Origin of the sequence: Gordonia sp. UBA7599 (genome assembly GCA_002477755.1) — a bacterium.
GTDB lineage: Bacteria > Actinomycetota > Actinomycetes > Mycobacteriales > Mycobacteriaceae > Gordonia.
Genome location: DLKD01000120.1, coordinates 1 through 14604 on the forward strand (window position 1 = coordinate 1; position 14604 = coordinate 14604).

Sequence of the window (14604 nt, forward strand, 5' to 3'; positions counted from 1 at the left end):
CACGAACTCCGACGTACCGGCGACCTTGAAGTCCATGTCGCCGTAGGCATCCTCGGCGCCGAGGATGTCGGTCAGCGCCACGTAGCGGGTCTCGGACTTGCCGTCGATGGTCACCTCGTCGGAAACCAGGCCCATCGCGATGCCGGCGACCGGCGCCTTCAGCGGGACACCGGCGTTGAGCAGCGACATCGTCGACGCACAGACCGAGCCCATCGAGGTCGAGCCGTTGGAGCCGAGGGCCTCGGACACCTGACGGATCGAGTACGGGAACTCCTCAACGCTGGGCAGCACCGGCACCAGGGCGCGCTCGGCGAGGGCGCCGTGGCCGATCTCGCGGCGCTTGGGCGACCCGACGCGACCGGTCTCGCCGGTCGAGTACGGCGGGAAGTTGTAGTGGTGCATGTAGCGCTTGGACTTCTCGGGGCCCAGCGAGTCGATCTGCTGGGCCATCTTGATCATGTCCAGCGTGGTGACACCCATGATCTGGGTCTCGCCGCGCTCGAACAGGGAGCTGCCGTGGGCCCGCGGGATGACCGCGACCTCGGCCGAGAGCGACCGGATGTCGGTGATGCCACGGCCGTCGATGCGGAAGTGGTCGGTGAGGATGCGCTGGCGAACGAGCTTCTTGGTCAGCGAGCGGTACGCGGCGCCGATCTCCTTCTCGCGGCCCTCGAACTTCGGGCCGAGCTCGGCGAGCAGTTCCGCCTTGAGCTCGTCGGTCTTGTCGTCGCGCTCCTGCTTGCCGGCGATGGTCAGTACCTGCGACAGCTTCTCCGACGCCGCGCCTTGCACGGCCTCGAACACGTCGGCCTCGTACGGCGGGAACAGCGGGAACTCGCCGGTCTCCTTCGCGGCGGCCTCGGCGAGGCGCTTCTGCGCCTCGCAGAGCCGGGCGATGAACGGCTTGGCGGCCTCGAGGCCCTCGGCGACGATCTCCTCGGTGGGCGCCTGCGCGCCACCGGCGATGAGCTCGAGCACGTTGTCGGTGGCCTCGGCCTCGACCATCATGATCGCGACGTCGGCGTTGTCGCCCTCACCCGAGGCGATCCGCCCCGCGACGACCATGTTGAACACGGCGCCGGAGAGCTGCTCGACGGTCGGGAACGCGACCCACTGGCCGGCCTTGTTCTCGTCGGTGGGGATGAGCGCGACGCGGACGCCACCGACCGGGCCGGAGAACGGCAGGCCGGCGATCTGCGTCGACGCCGATGCGGCGTTGATCGCGACGACGTCGTAGAGGTCGTTGGGGTTGAGCGAGAGGATCGTCTCGATGACCTGGATCTCGTTGCGCAGGCCGTCGACGAAGGTCGGGCGCAACGGGCGGTCGATGAGGCGGCAGGTCAGGATCGCGTCGGTCGACGGGCGGCCCTCGCGGCGGAAGAACGAGCCGGGGATGCGGCCCGCGGCGTACATGCGCTCCTCGACGTCGACGGTGAGCGGGAAGAAGTCGAAGTGGTCCTTCGGCGCCTTCGACGCGGTGGTCGTCGACAGGATCATGGTCTCGTCGTCGAGGTAGGCGACGACGGCGCCGGCGGCCTGCTGGGCGAGGCGGCCGGTCTCAAAGCGGATGGTGCGGGTGCCGAAGCTGCCGTTGTCGATGACGGCGGTGGCTTCAGTGACGTCGTCTTCGTAGACGTCGATATTGTCAGACATGCGGTGGGGTGTTTCCCTTCAATGCGGCGCGCCCTATGGCCACGCCGTTGGATATGCGTGACGACACCGTTTGCAGCGCGGGATGCGCAGGGCACGGTGTCGGGAGACAAGACAGGATGCGAGATCGCCTCGAATTGCCGGACGGTGCATGCGTCGCATGCTGTGCAGACGGCCTTCGATCGAAGCAGCCGGAATGGGGATGGATCCGCTCGTTCCGGCGGCCACTACCGAGGACCGATCTGACTCGTTGGGTCCAACAGTTGGGGCAACATCGACATCATGCGATGTTCCGTCCAGCAGTTTATCACCCAGCGTCGGCGAAACCATTGTCCGACGTCGCACCGCGTGCCGTCAGGGAATTAATCGGACTGTAGTCCGGTTAACGAGACATGAAGAAGATCGGATTCCTTTCCTTCGGCCACTGGTCGCAGGGACGCGGCTCGCATGTCCGCTCCGGTGCAGATGCGCTGCTGCAATCAGTCGATCTGGCTGTTGCGGCCGAGGAACTCGGCGCCGACGGCGCCTACTTCCGCGTGCACCACTTCGCGCAGCAGTTGGGCTCGCCGTTCCCGCTGCTTGCCGCGATCGGCGCCAAGACCGACCGCATCGAGATCGGCACCGGCGTCATCGACATGCGCTACGAAAACCCGCTGTACATGGCCGAAGACGCCGGGGCGGCGGACCTGCTGGCCGGCGGGCGCCTGCAGTTGGGCATCAGCCGCGGATCTCCCGAGCAGGTGATCGAGGGCTACAAGTACTTCGGGCACGTGCCCGACGAGGACTCCTCCGACGCCGACATGGCGCGCGAGCACGCCGCGGTCTTCCTGACGGCGATCGAAGGCACCCGGTTCGCCGAGCCCAACCCGCGGCCGATGTTCCCCAACCCGCCCGGGCTCCTGGGCATCGAACCCCAGTCCCCCGGCCTGCGCGACCGCATATGGTGGGGCGCTGGCACCCGCGCCACGGCCGAGTGGACGGCACGCCACGGCATGAACCTGATGAGCTCGACGTTGCTCACCGAGGACACCGGTGTGCCGTTCCACCAGCTGCAGGCCGAGCAGATCCAGCGGTTCCGTGACGCCTGGCGCGAGGCCGGTCACGACCGCGAGCCGCGGGTCTCGGTGAGCCGCAGCATCTTCGCCCTGGTCAATGACCTCGACCACGCCTACTTCGGCATGCGCGGCGACGACACCGACCAAGTCGGGATCATCGACAACTCCACCGCGCGGTTCGGCCGCAGCTACGCCGCCGAACCGGACAAGCTGATCGAGGAGTTGCGCGAGGACGAGGCCATCGCCGCCGCGGACACGCTGCTGCTGACCGTGCCCAACCAGCTCGGCGTCGACTACAACGCCCACGTCATCGAGTCGATCCTGACCCACGTCGCCCCGGCGCTGGGCTGGCGCTGATCGCCCACCGGTCGCCGGTGGCTACCATCGATTCCATGGTGATGATTCCCGTCGGCGACGGGCGGTTCCGCACGATCGTCGCGAATCTGCTTTTCTATGGGGTCGGCCTGGTACTCCCCGTTGTTGCGCTCATCCTCGACCGCCATCCAGTGACCATCGCGACCGCTGGCGTGCTGCTCGTCGGCTTCGGCGTTTTCGCCGCCCGCGATCTGCGCGCCCGCCGTCGCCACAAGGACGGCGCGTGACTCCCCCACCAGCCATCCGTGCCGTCGTGTTCGACGTCGGCGAAACGCTGATCGACGAGACGCGGATCTGGACGCAGTGGGCCCACCGGCTCGGTGTCACCCCTCTGACCATGCTGGGCCTGGTCGGCGCGTGCGCCGCCACCGACCAGCCGGTGGAGGCGGCGTTCGAGACCATCCGGCCCGGATTCGACGTCGCAGCCGAGGAAGCGGCCTGGGCCGCCGAAGACCCGACTGGTCTGCGCAACACCTTCGACGCCGACGACCTCTACCCCGACGTCCGCCGCGCACTCACAGCTTTGCGCGAGCTCAACCTGCGGCTCATCGTCGCGGGCAACCAACCGCGCGAGGCGCTGGCCGCGCTGCGCGCGATGGACCTACCCGTCGACGAGATCCGCAACTCTGCCGAGCTAGTTTACGAGAAGCCCGCACCGGAGTTCTTCGCCGCCGTCGCGGATCTCGCCGGGTTCCCCGCGCGCAACATCGCCTACGTCGGGGACCGCACCGACAACGACGTCCTGCCGGCCGCCGACGCCGGAATGCGCCCTATCCTCATCCGCCGCGGCCCGTGGGGCCACCTGCACGCGCTGCGCCCCGAGGCCAAACGCGCCACAATCATCGACTCGCTGGACGAGCTGCCCGCAGCCATTCGAGGAACTTAGCCCCACGCGGCGAGAGCTCGTAACCGACGTCGTGGCTGATCGTCAGGCCGAGGCCTTTCAGCTTGCGGATGTCGGTCTTCATCGGCGCCAACTCGACGCCGCGCAACTGCGCCAGACGCTTCGACACGACCTGCGGGTTCACCTCGATCCACTCGAGGGTCTCCCGCGTCCAGCCCTCACCGAGGCGCCGGTCGAGGACGGCCGTCTTCCGCGCGATCTCCGCACACTCCTCGTCGTCGGGCAGTTCCTCCCGCAGCGCGAGCCGCGGGTCCTCGCCCGCCCACTGCAGGTTGATGCGGTAGACGTGCTCACCGCCGCGCGAGCCGCGCTCGCCCGGATCGCGGCCGGGGCGCGGAGTCAGCGCCTTGCGCAACGCATCGGCGTTGCGCATCCCCGCGGCCCGCGCGGCACGGTCGGTCAGCTTCCCCACATCGTTGACGCGAGCGACGCGGGTGAACCGCACCAGCCCGGCCGGGGTCAGCTGGGTGCCGCCAACCTTGACGCGTGGCGCCTCCCAGCGGCGGTACTGCGTGGTGACCGTGCCCGCGCGGATCTGCTCGGCGATCGCCTTAGAGATCAGCACGCCGTGTTGCTCAGGCCCCGAATCCCAGGAGCGTCTTGACCTCGAGGAACTCGTTGAAGGCGTAGTCGCCCCACTCGCGCCCGTTGCCGCTCTGCTTGTAGCCGCCGAACGGCGAGGACGTGTCCGGCGGTGCCCCGTTGATGCCGATCTGGCCCGCACGGATCCGCGATGCCACCTTGCGTACGGTGTCGAGGTCTTCACCGGCGACGTATCCGGCCAAGCCGTAGTCGGTGTCGTTGGCGATGTCGATCGCCTCGTCGAGGTCGGAGTACCCGAGGATCACCAGCACCGGGCCGAAGATCTCGGTGCGGGCGATCTCCATGTCGTTGGTGACGTTGGCGAACACGGTCGGCTTCACGTAGTACCCGACGGGCAGGCCGTCGGGACGCCCAGCGCCACCGATGACGAGCGTCGCACCAGACTCCAGGCCTGACTGGATCAAGGTCTGGATCTTGTCGAACTGCGCCTCCGAGACGACGGGCCCGAGCCGGACCTCCCCGGTCGGATCACCGACGACCAGCGTCGGCTCGAGCGCCCGTACCGCCTCGATGGCCTCGTCCATCCGCGCGGCCGGCACCAGCATCCGCGTCGGTGCGGTACACGTCTGGCCGGAGTTCAGCATGACGGCGCCCACCCCACCGGCGACATTGGCGGCGAACGAATCGTCGTCGAGGACGATGTTGGGGCTCTTGCCACCGAGTTCCTGCGCAACTCGCTTGACCGTCGGCGCGGCGGCCTTGGCGACCTCGATGCCCGCACGTGTGCTGCCGGTGAACGAGACCATGTCGACGTCGGGATGGGCCGACAGCGCGGCACCCACGCCCGGACCATCACCGTTGACGAGGTTGAACACACCGGGCGGCACCCCGGCCGCGTCGAAGATCTCAGCGACGATGGCGGCGCTGAAGGGCGCGACCTCCGACGGCTTGAGCACCATCGTGCAGCCTGCGGCGAGCGCTGGCGCGATCTTGCAGAGGACCTGGTTGAGCGGCCAGTTCCACGGGGTGATCAGGGCGCAGACGCCGATCGGTTCCTTCACGATGCGCGAGGTCCCCCGATCCTCGGCGAAGACGAAGGTCTCCAAGGCGGTCGCCGCCGTGGCCAGGTGCGCCAGACCGAGCGGCACGTGGACATTGCTGGCGACGAACGTCGGCGCACCCATCTCCTCGGTGACGGCGACGGAGAGATCGTCCATCCGCGCCGAGTAGGCGGCTACCAGGTTGTTGATCACCGCGATGCGGTCCGCCACGCTGGTCTGGCTCCACGAATCGAACGCCCGGCGGGCGGCCGCAACCGCCTTGTCGACGTCGGCGGCGTTGCCCAGGGCCACCTGGCCGGCCGCCTTCTCCGTTGCCGGGTTGATCACGTCGATCACGGTCAGATCGTCGGGCTCTACCCAGGCACCGTCGATGTAGAACTTGGTCAAGTCGCGCATGAGGCCTCCTGCTATTGCGCTAACGGATGTTACATCCCACCTAATGGATGTCACATCCCACGGTAGGCGGTTCGCCCCGAAAACATCACGAGTCGGAAAACAATCCGGCCCGCACCAGATGTGGTGCGGGCCGGATAGACGGATTAGACGCTCAGCGGCGCAGGCCGAGACGCTCGATCAGCGAGCGGTAGCGCTCGACGTCGACGCTGGCGACGTACTTGAGCAGGCGACGGCGGCGACCGACGAGCAGCAGCAGACCACGACGGCTGTGGTGGTCGTGCTTGTGCTTCTTCAGGTGCTCGGTGAGGTCCTGGATGCGCTTGGTCAGCAGTGCGACCTGCGCCTCCGGCGAACCTGTATCGGTCTCGTGCAGGCCGTACTCGGTCAGGATGGACTTCTTCTCAGCAGCGGTCAGCGACATGGCTGAACTCCTTCATTTCAGTACCGTGTTCCAAAGATCCCGCCACCGAGACCACGGACGAATCCGAAAGCTCCATCTGCACGGGAGGTGCGCCGCCACGGACCGCAGCAGCACCGACGGGCCAATCTACCAGCGCCGCAGGTCGGAGCCCAAATCCACCGTCATCAGCCGGCTGCAGCGCCCGGCCCGAACCACCACCAGGCCAGGCCGACCATCCCGACGCCGAGTACGGCACCCACGCCGACCGCGGCCACCGCCCACAGCACCCGAGCGTCGTCTTCGGCCCGGACCACGCCCACCAGTCCGGTGATCGCGACGAGCAACCCGCACGCCAGCATGAGGATGATCCACGGTGTCGGGCTGCCCATTGTCGGATCGGCATCGGGGAACCCCAGCTCCGTCGCATTGATCGTGAGACGCATCGGCCACAAGCACACCGAACCGGAGATCAACACCACCGCAGCCGCCGCACCAGCCGCGGTCGACAGAGACGGCAAGACGAGCCCCTTACCGATCACCGCCGCAACGCCGCATCCGGCGATGACGATCCCCAGGAGCAGGGTCACCCACCCCAATCCGAGGTAGACCGAACGGTGGAGGTAGGCCACGCCGATCCCCGACGGTCGGATGGGATCGAGGCCGATTTCGGACAGGTCCGCCCACGGAACGACGCTGGTCACCACGACGACGAGTCCGCCGATGATCGCCAGGATGCCAGCTATCGCGTTCGACGAACCGACGCGCGTGATGCTCGACAACGGGCTACGCCTGAGCGTCGCGTGCGAGAATCGCGCGGGAGCGGTCCACGTCGTCGGCAATCGCCTTGACCAGGCCGTCGATGGAGTCGAAACGCTCCATCGGCCGGATGCGCTCCACGAAATCGACCGCGACGTACTGGCCGTACAGGTCGGCCTTCGCATCGAGCACAAATGCCTCGACGGTGCGCGCGCGGCCTGAGAACGTCGGGTTGGTACCCACCGACACCGCCGCCTGATAGCGCTTGCCGTGCTCGACCTGGCCCACCGTGGCACCGGGCCCGATCACCGTAAACCAGCAGGCGTAGACGCCGTCGGCCGGGATCGCGGCGTACATCGGCGGTGCCACGTTGGCTGTCGGAAACCCCAACTCGCGTCCGCGACCATCGCCGCGGACCACGACGCCCTCGACGCGGTGGGGACGGCCCAGCGCTTCGGCGGCCGAACTGACATCACCGGCGGCGACGCAGGAGCGGATGTAGGTCGACGAGAAGGTGACCGCGTGCTCGCCGAACAGGGAGATCGCCTGCACCTCGAACCCGAAGCGTTTCCCGAACTCACGCAATTTGGCGACGTCACCCGCAGCCTTGTGGCCGAAGGTGAAGTTGTCGCCCACTACCACCTCGGCGGCGTGCAGGGTCTCCACGAGGACCCCGTGGGCGAAATCCTTTGGTGATCGCGATGCGAGCGCCGGGGTGAACGGCATGACGCAGAAGACATCGATGCCCAGTTCCTGCGCCAGTTCGGCGCGACGCGCCAGCGTGGTCAGCTGCGGCGGGTGGGTGCCTGGGCGCACCACCTCGGCGGGGTGCGGGTCGAACGTCATGAGCACCGACGGCAGGCCCCGCTGCGCAGCCGCCGTCGTCGCCGCCTTGATCAGTTGCACATGCCCGCGGTGTACCCCGTCGAACACGCCGATCGTGACCACACACCGCCCCCAATCAGCGGGGATGTCATCGAGACCTCTCCATCGCAACACGCCGCTCACCTTACTCGTCGTCGCGAAGCAGGAAACGGCGGCGCGGCATCACTAGACTGAACGTCATGCCACGCCCGAGCGAACCGTCCGAGTTGTCCTCGGTCGCCCAGGACTACCTGAAAGTCATCTGGACCGCACGGGAGTGGGGCGACGTCAAGGTGACGACGTCGATGATCGCCGAGAAGCTCGAGGTCTCGCCGTCGACTGCGTCCGAAGGCATCCGCAAACTCGCCGAGCAGGGCCTGGTCGAACACGAGAAGTACGGCGCGATCACCCTCACCGATGTCGGTCGGCGCGCGGCGGTGGCCATGGTCCGCCGGCACCGGCTGCTCGAAACATATCTGGTGTCCGAGCTCGGTTACGGCTGGGACGAGGTCCACGACGAGGCGGAGGTGCTCGAGCACGCCGTCAGCGATCGGCTCATGAACCGGATCGACGCCAAGCTCGGGCACCCGAGCCGCGACCCTCACGGCGACCCGATCCCCTCCCCCGACGGCGAGATCGCCAGCCCCCAGGTGTGTCTGCTGGCCGACATGCGCGACGGTGAGACCGGCGTCATCGCCCGGATCTCCGACACCGACCCGGCGATGCTGCGCTACTTCGACGAAGTCGGCATCACGCTGGACCGGTTGGTGCGCATCGCCGACAAACGGCCTTTCGCCGGCACGACGACCATCACCGTCGACGACGTGGAGCCCGCCATCACCCTCGGTGACGTAGCCACGCGCGCGATCTACGTCGCGACCAGCGGGTAGCGGTCCGCGACACGGCGCCTCAGTGGTCTTGCTCGCCGATTCGGTGGACGTGGATGAAGTTGGTCGAACCGACGGTGGCCGGTGGCGCACCGGCGACGATGACCACGACCTCGCCGAGTTCCATGTGGCCGCGCTCGATCAGAATGCGGTCCACCTCGTCGATCATCTCGTCGGTGTTGTTGACCCGGTCGACGATGAACGTCTCGGTCCCCCAGCTCACCGCGAGCTGGTTGCGGATCGCCGGGATCGGCGTGAACGCGAGGAGCGGCAACGGTGAGTGCAGCCGCGCCAACCGCCGGACGGTGTCGCCCGACTGGGTGAAGGCCACCAGCGCCTTCACCGACAAGCGCTCACCGATGTCGCGCGCGGCGTAGGAGATCACGCCGCGACGGGTGCGTGGCAGATGGTCGAGCGGCGGCACCGACCGCGAGCCGGATTCGACCGCCACACAGATCCGGTTCATCGTCGCCACCGCCTGTACGGGGAACTTACCCACCGAGGTCTCGCCGGAGAGCATCACCGCGTCGGCGCCGTCGAGCACCGCGTTGGCCACGTCGGACGCCTCGGCCCGTGTCGGCCGGGAGTTCTCGATCATCGACTCGAGCATCTGGGTCGCCACGATCACCGGCCTGGCGTTCTCGCGGGCCATCTGGATCGCCCGCTTCTGCACGAGCGGAACCTCCTCCAGCGGCAATTCGACGCCGAGGTCGCCGCGGGCGACCATGATCGCGTCGAAAGCCAGGACGACGGCCTCGAGGTTCTCGATCGCCTCCGGCTTCTCCAACTTGGCGATCACCGGGACGCGGCGACCGACACGGTCCATCACCTCGTGGACCAACTCGACGTCGGACGGGCTGCGCACGAAGGACAGCGCCACCAGGTCGACGCCCAGGCCGAGCGCGAACTCGAGGTCGTCGATGTCCTTCTCCGACAGCGCCGGAACCGACACGTTCATCCCGGGCATCGACAAGCCCTTGTGGTTACTGACCGGCCCACCCTCGGTGACCATGCAGACGACGTCGTTGCCCTCGATGCCGGTGACCACGAGGCCGACCTTGCCGTCGTCGACAAGCAGCCGGTCGCCGACCTGCGCATCGCGCGCCAGCTGGGCGTAGGTCGTCCCGACACGGTCATGGTTGCCGACGACGTCGTCGACGGTGATCCGGACGGTCTCGCCGGTATCCCACACCACGGGGCCGTCGCCGAAGACGCCCAGACGGATCTTCGGGCCCTGCAGGTCCGCGAGGATGCCCACGGCCTTGCCGGTCTCCGCCGCCACTTCGCGTACGCAACCGAACATCTGCGCGTGGTCGTCGTGGGTCCCGTGGCTGAAGTTCAGCCGCGCGACGTCCAAACCGGCGTCCACCAGCTCCCGAATCTTCTCGACCGAGGAGGTGGCCGGGCCCATGGTGCAGACGATCTTCGTTCGACGGTTCACCCGAGCCAGCGTAGCCCTTGCCGGGCTTCCCGCCCCACCGATGCGGGCATCGTGCGACGAGGTGTCACACACGATTCACACGCCGGTCATCGACGGTGCCGTTATCCGTCGGTGCGCCGCACGATGTTGGGCCGATCCCCGTCGTTGTCTTCGGGGCCGTCGGGCTCATCGGATTCGGTTTCCGACTCGGCCTCGGCTGCCGGCTCGTTCTCGACGAGTTCGGCGAGCCGGTTGACCGACGCCAGCAGCGACGCGCTGGTCGTCGACCGTGCGCGCTCATTGCGCTTCTCGTCGTCGGGGTCCAGGCCGGTCCAGTCATAGATGTGGGCGACGTTGGTCGTGTCGTCGTCGATCGGATCCAGTTCCCACCGCCACAGGTGACCGGGCGGGGTCTTGCCGACTTCGGATGGTTTCCAGGCGATGAGACGGTCCTCGACGAACTCGACGACCGTGTTCTCACGGACACGTCCGCTCGTATTGGTCATCAGAAACTTCTCGCCGACCGCGGTGACCCGCTGGCCCTCCGCGGCTTCCTGCAGGTTCTCGTTGCCGTCGAACCGCGGCTGCGCAGAGGGATCGGCGATGAGGGCGAAGATCGCCGAGGCCGGCGCGGTCATCACTCTGCTGACGCGGATGACACGCGACTCGTCGGCGTCGGCGGCCGCCTCTGGAGCATCGTCGGGTTCGCTGACCGGTGCTTCGGCGTCGGCCTGGGCCTGGGCCTCGTCGATGGCCTCGGCGTCGTCGGCCGCCTCCTCGTCGAGCTCGGCCGCCTCCACCCGGTCGGCCTCAGCCTCGGCGGCACCGTCCTCCTGGGTTTCCAAGTCTTCCAGCTCATCGGCCTCAGGCACCGCAGGCTCGGTCGCCGCGATCTTGGGCTCGCTCGGCGTGATTTTGGGCTCGCTCGGCGCGATTTTGGGCTCGCTCGGCTTGATAGCGGGCTCGCTCGGCGAGTCCGGCTCCTCGGCGTCGGCCTGGGCCTGGGCCTCGTCGATGGCCTCGGCGTCGTCGGCCGCCTCCTCGTCGAGCTCAGCCGCCTCCACCCGGTCGGCTTCCGCCTCGGGGGCACCGTCCTCCTGGGTTTCCAAGTCTTCCAGCTCATCGGCCTCAGGCACCGCAGGCTCAGTCGACGTGATTTCGGGCTCGCTCGGTGCGTCGGCATCGTCGTCGGCCCACGGGTCGATATAGCCGACCTTGCCCTCGGCGGCCAACTCGTCGGCACGCGCGGGACGATACATAGACAGGCCCAGCTCCCGCCCGCGCGGCGCCGCCAGGAAATAGGCGAGCGCGCAGGCGAACACGACGACCGCCACGATCGAGTTCACCCGGATCCCCATACCGAAGGGTTCGGACGCCGCGTCGTCACGCAGCAGCTCGATGACGAAACGCCCGGCGCAGTAACCCATGACGTAGAGCGCGAACAGCCGCCCGTGACCGACCCGGAAGTAGCGGTCGACGGCGACGAGCAACAGCACCACGAACACGTTCCACAGCGCCTCGTAGAGGAACGTCGGGTGCACGATGGCGATGCGTTCACCGGTCGAGACACCGGTCAGGTTGTCGGGCACGCGACGGAAGATCTCCAGGCCCCAGGGCAGATCGGTCGGACGACCGTAGACCTCTTGGTTGAAGTAGTTGCCAACCCGCCCGATGGCCTGGGCCAACAGGATGGGGGGCGCGATGGCGTCACCGAATGCGGGGAGCTTGATCCCGTAGCGGCGGCACGCGATCCATGCACCGACGCCGCCGAGGGCCACCGCCCCCCAAATCCCGAGGCCGCCCTCCCACACCTTCAGCGCGTCGATCGGGCCGCGCGGCGGGTTGAGCGTGTCGCCGAGGTCGGTGAAGTAGTACCGCCAATCGGTCAGGACGTGGTACGCCCGTCCGCCGATCAAGCCGAACGGCACCGCCCACAGGGCCACGTCGAGGACCTCGCCGGGCTGGCCGCCGCGCGCGATCCACCGCCGCGAGCCCCACCACAGGGCGACGATGATGCCGGCGACGATGCACAGCGCATAGGCGCGGATCGAGACGGGGCCGAGTTGCCAAACACCTTGCGGCGGACTCGGGATGTAGGCGAGGACCTGCGTGGAATTCACGTGCCCAACACTAACCGACGGCCTCCGGCGTCAGCGTGAGCCGTTCAGAAGTCGCCGCGCACGCCTGCGGCGAGCTCGCCGATCAGCGCCCCGACGGCCGCTTGGCCCTCGTCGGCCGCCGACACGATGGCCGACCCGACGATCACACCGTCGGCATACCCGGCGATCTCCGCGGCCTGCGCGCCACTGCGGACACCGAGGCCCACGCCGATCGGAATGTCGGAGACTTCACGGATCCGGCGGCACAGCTCCGGTGCGAGGTCCGATACTGCGTCACGCGCACCGGTGACGCCCATCGTCGACGATGCGTAGACGAACCCACGGCAGTGCTCCAGCGTCATCGCCAGCCGCTCCGGCGTCGACGACGGTGCGACGAGATAGATACGGTCCAGGCCGTGGGCGTCCGAAGCCGCCTCCCACTCTGCACCCTCGTCGGGGATCAGATTCGGGGTGATGATGCCGAGTCCACCTGCTGCTGCGAGATCGCGGGCAAAGGCATCCACGCCGTAGCGCAAGACCAGGTTCCAATACACCATCACCACGGGCTTGGCGCCGGCGTCGGCGACCGCCTGCACGGCGGGGAAGACGTCGCGCACCCGACTCCCGTCGGCGAGCGCCTTCTGGGTGGCCTTGGCGATGGTGGGACCGTCCATGACCGGGTCGGAGTACGGGATGCCGACCTCGACGATGTCGCAACCGGCTTCGACCATGGTTCGCATCGTCGTGATCGAGTCGTCAACCGACGGATAACCGACGGGCAGGTAGCCGATCAGGGCGGCCCGATCCTCGGCGCGGCAGGCGGCGAACGTGTCGTGCAGCCGCGATGCCGGTGCTGTCGTGGTCATCGACCGCTCCCCTGCTGCTCTTCGGCGAGTCGGGCGGCGTACTCGAACTCCGACGGCGGCGTGTCGAACAGGCCGAACCAACGAGCCGCCGTGTCGACGTCCTTGTCGCCTCGACCGGACAGATTCACGACGATGATCGACCCATCGCCCAGCTCTCGCCCGAGCGTCAGTGCCCCGGCTACCGCGTGTGCAGACTCGATCGCCGGGATGATGCCCTCCCGGTGCGACAGCAGCCGCAGCGCCTCCATCGCCTCGGTATCGGTGACGGGGCGGTATTCCGCGCGGCCGATGTCTTTCAGGTAGGCGTGCTCAGGCCCGACGCCGGGATAATCCAGGCCTGCCGAGATCGAGTGCGACTCGATGGTTTGACCGTCCTCGTCCTGCAGGAGGTAGGAGTATGCGCCCTGGAAGGCGCCCGGACTACCCCCGGTGAACGTCGCCGCGTGCCGGCCGGTCTCCACGCCGTCGCCGGCGGCCTCGAAGCCGACCAACCGCACGCCCTCGTCGTCGAGGAAGGGGTGGAAGATCCCGATCGCATTGGAGCCGCCACCGACGCACGCGGTCACCGCGTCCGGCAGTCGTCCGGCCTGCTCCAGGATCTGCGCGCGCGCTTCCATCCCGACGACGCGCTGCAGGTCGCGCACCATCATCGGGAACGGGTGCGGCCCCGCGGCGGTGCCGAAGCAGTAGTACGTGTTGTGGGCGTTGGTGACCCAGTCGCGCAGCGCCTCGTTGATCGCGTCTTTCAGCGTCGCCGAACCGGTCTCGACGGCCACGACCTCGGCGCCGAGCAGGCGCATGCGGGCGACGTTGAGCGCTTGGCGCTCAGTGTCGACGCGGCCCATGTAGATCAGGCACTCCAGGCCGAGGAGCGCACACGCCGTCGCCGTCGCGACGCCGTGCTGTCCGGCTCCGGTCTCGGCGATGACACGGGTCTTACCCATGCGCGCCGCGAGCAGCGCCTGTCCCAGCACGTTGTTGATCTTGTGCGAGCCGGTGTGGTTGAGGTCCTCGCGCTTGAGGAAGATCCTGGCCCCGCCGGCGTCCTCGCGCAGTCGGGTGGCCTCGTAGAGCGGTGACGGCCGGCCGGTGTAGTCGCGCTGTAGCCGATCGAGCTCACCGAGGTAGCTGTCGTCGGTGCGCATCTTCTCGTAGGTCGCGGTGACTTCGTCGATGACGGCCATCAGCGCCTCGGGGACGTGCCGGCCACCGTAGACGCCGAAATGCCCGCCCGCATCGGGCTCGAAGCCGGTGCGGGTGGCGACGCCCGCACTGGCGGGCGGATACGTCGCAGAGTTCGGTGTGGAGGAATCGGTCACGGTGTCGGC

Annotated in this window: 14 protein-coding genes; 4 read left to right on the forward strand and 10 right to left on the reverse strand. The window is 68.1% G+C overall.

Annotation, left to right across the window (positions count from 1 at the left end):
- On the reverse strand, positions 1 to 1653 hold a 1653-nt coding region (locus B4L26_RS13460; RefSeq protein WP_290719426.1), incomplete at its 3' end, for a polyribonucleotide nucleotidyltransferase.
- A gap of 389 nt (positions 1654 to 2042) precedes the next feature.
- On the opposite strand from B4L26_RS13460, the gene B4L26_RS13465 reads away from it, so the two are divergent.
- The 3 genes from B4L26_RS13465 to B4L26_RS13475 are packed head-to-tail and all read left to right on the forward strand — an operon-like array spanning position 2043 to position 3966.
- The gene (locus tag B4L26_RS13465) at positions 2043 to 3062 is read left to right on the forward strand and encodes an LLM class flavin-dependent oxidoreductase (protein WP_290719428.1); all 1020 of its coding nucleotides are present in this window, start codon (positions 2043 to 2045) and stop codon (positions 3060 to 3062) included.
- Between the two features lie 35 nt (positions 3063 to 3097).
- The gene (locus B4L26_RS13470) at positions 3098 to 3307 is read left to right on the forward strand and encodes a hypothetical protein (protein WP_290719429.1); all 210 of its coding nucleotides are present in this window, start codon (positions 3098 to 3100) and stop codon (positions 3305 to 3307) included.
- Complete coding sequence (locus B4L26_RS13475; RefSeq protein ID WP_290719431.1) at positions 3304 to 3966, forward strand: HAD family hydrolase; 663 nt, start codon at positions 3304 to 3306, stop codon at positions 3964 to 3966. Before B4L26_RS13470 ends, B4L26_RS13475 begins: the two co-directional genes overlap by 4 nt.
- Here B4L26_RS13475 and B4L26_RS13480 read toward each other — a convergent pair.
- The 5 genes from B4L26_RS13480 to B4L26_RS13500 all read right to left on the reverse strand — a co-directional run bounded on the left by B4L26_RS13480 (position 3920) and on the right by B4L26_RS13500 (position 8139).
- Positions 3920 to 4549 carry an ASCH domain-containing protein gene (locus tag B4L26_RS13480; RefSeq protein WP_290719433.1) on the reverse strand — a complete coding sequence of 210 codons (630 nt, stop codon included), beginning with the start codon at positions 4547 to 4549 and terminating at the stop codon, positions 3920 to 3922. The genes B4L26_RS13475 and B4L26_RS13480 overlap by 47 nt on opposite strands.
- Positions 4550 to 4559: 10 nt before the next feature.
- A complete protein-coding gene (locus B4L26_RS13485) occupies positions 4560 to 5984 on the reverse strand; it encodes an aldehyde dehydrogenase family protein (protein ID WP_290719435.1) in 1425 nt (474 codons plus the stop codon).
- A gap of 151 nt (positions 5985 to 6135) precedes the next feature.
- Positions 6136 to 6405, reverse strand: coding sequence for a 30S ribosomal protein S15 (rpsO, locus tag B4L26_RS13490; protein WP_290719436.1), 270 nt, complete (start codon positions 6403 to 6405; stop codon positions 6136 to 6138).
- Between the two features lie 164 nt (positions 6406 to 6569).
- Positions 6570 to 7163: a hypothetical protein gene (locus B4L26_RS13495; RefSeq protein WP_290719438.1), complete on the reverse strand. Its 594-nt coding sequence runs from the start codon at positions 7161 to 7163 to the stop codon at positions 6570 to 6572.
- Positions 7164 to 7167: 4 nt separating this feature from the next.
- The gene (locus B4L26_RS13500) at positions 7168 to 8139 is read right to left on the reverse strand and encodes a bifunctional riboflavin kinase/FAD synthetase (RefSeq protein WP_290719441.1); all 972 of its coding nucleotides are present in this window, start codon (positions 8137 to 8139) and stop codon (positions 7168 to 7170) included.
- Between the two features lie 65 nt (positions 8140 to 8204).
- Between B4L26_RS13500 and B4L26_RS13505 the strand changes: the two genes are divergently transcribed.
- Positions 8205 to 8894 (forward strand): metal-dependent transcriptional regulator, encoded by a 690-nt coding sequence (locus tag B4L26_RS13505; protein ID WP_290719443.1) that lies wholly within the window; start codon positions 8205 to 8207, stop codon positions 8892 to 8894.
- A gap of 19 nt (positions 8895 to 8913) precedes the next feature.
- Here the strand turns inward: B4L26_RS13505 and pyk are convergent, their stop codons facing one another.
- The 4 genes from pyk to trpB form a co-directional block, all read right to left on the reverse strand.
- On the reverse strand, positions 8914 to 10332 hold the full coding sequence (gene pyk, locus B4L26_RS13510) for a pyruvate kinase (RefSeq protein WP_290719446.1): 1419 nt from the start codon (positions 10330 to 10332) through the stop codon (positions 8914 to 8916).
- Between the two features lie 101 nt (positions 10333 to 10433).
- Entirely contained in the window at positions 10434 to 12431 is a 1998-nt protein-coding gene (gene lgt / locus B4L26_RS13515) for a prolipoprotein diacylglyceryl transferase (protein WP_290719449.1), read from the reverse strand.
- A gap of 44 nt (positions 12432 to 12475) precedes the next feature.
- Entirely contained in the window at positions 12476 to 13276 is an 801-nt protein-coding gene (gene trpA / locus B4L26_RS13520; protein WP_290719451.1) for a tryptophan synthase subunit alpha, read from the reverse strand.
- Complete coding sequence (gene trpB / locus B4L26_RS13525; protein WP_409563430.1) at positions 13273 to 14595, reverse strand: tryptophan synthase subunit beta; 1323 nt, start codon at positions 14593 to 14595, stop codon at positions 13273 to 13275. Before trpB ends, trpA begins: the two co-directional genes overlap by 4 nt.
- Positions 14596 to 14604: the final 9 nt, after the last annotated feature.

What these genes read in the sequence shown, in the direction of transcription:
- B4L26_RS13465 (WP_290719428.1), top strand. Translation starts at nt 2,043, where the DNA reads ATGAAGAAGATCGGATTCCTTTCCTTCGGCCACTGGTCGCAGGGACGC.
- B4L26_RS13470 (WP_290719429.1), top strand. Translation starts at nt 3,098, where the DNA reads ATGGTGATGATTCCCGTCGGCGACGGGCGGTTCCGCACGATCGTCGCG.
- B4L26_RS13485 (WP_290719435.1), bottom strand. Translation starts at nt 5,984, where the DNA reads ATGCGCGACTTGACCAAGTTCTACATCGACGGTGCCTGGGTAGAGCCC.
- rpsO (WP_290719436.1), bottom strand. Translation starts at nt 6,405, where the DNA reads ATGTCGCTGACCGCTGCTGAGAAGAAGTCCATCCTGACCGAGTACGGC.
- B4L26_RS13505 (WP_290719443.1), top strand. Translation starts at nt 8,205, where the DNA reads ATGCCACGCCCGAGCGAACCGTCCGAGTTGTCCTCGGTCGCCCAGGAC.
- trpA (WP_290719451.1), bottom strand. Translation starts at nt 13,276, where the DNA reads ATGACCACGACAGCACCGGCATCGCGGCTGCACGACACGTTCGCCGCC.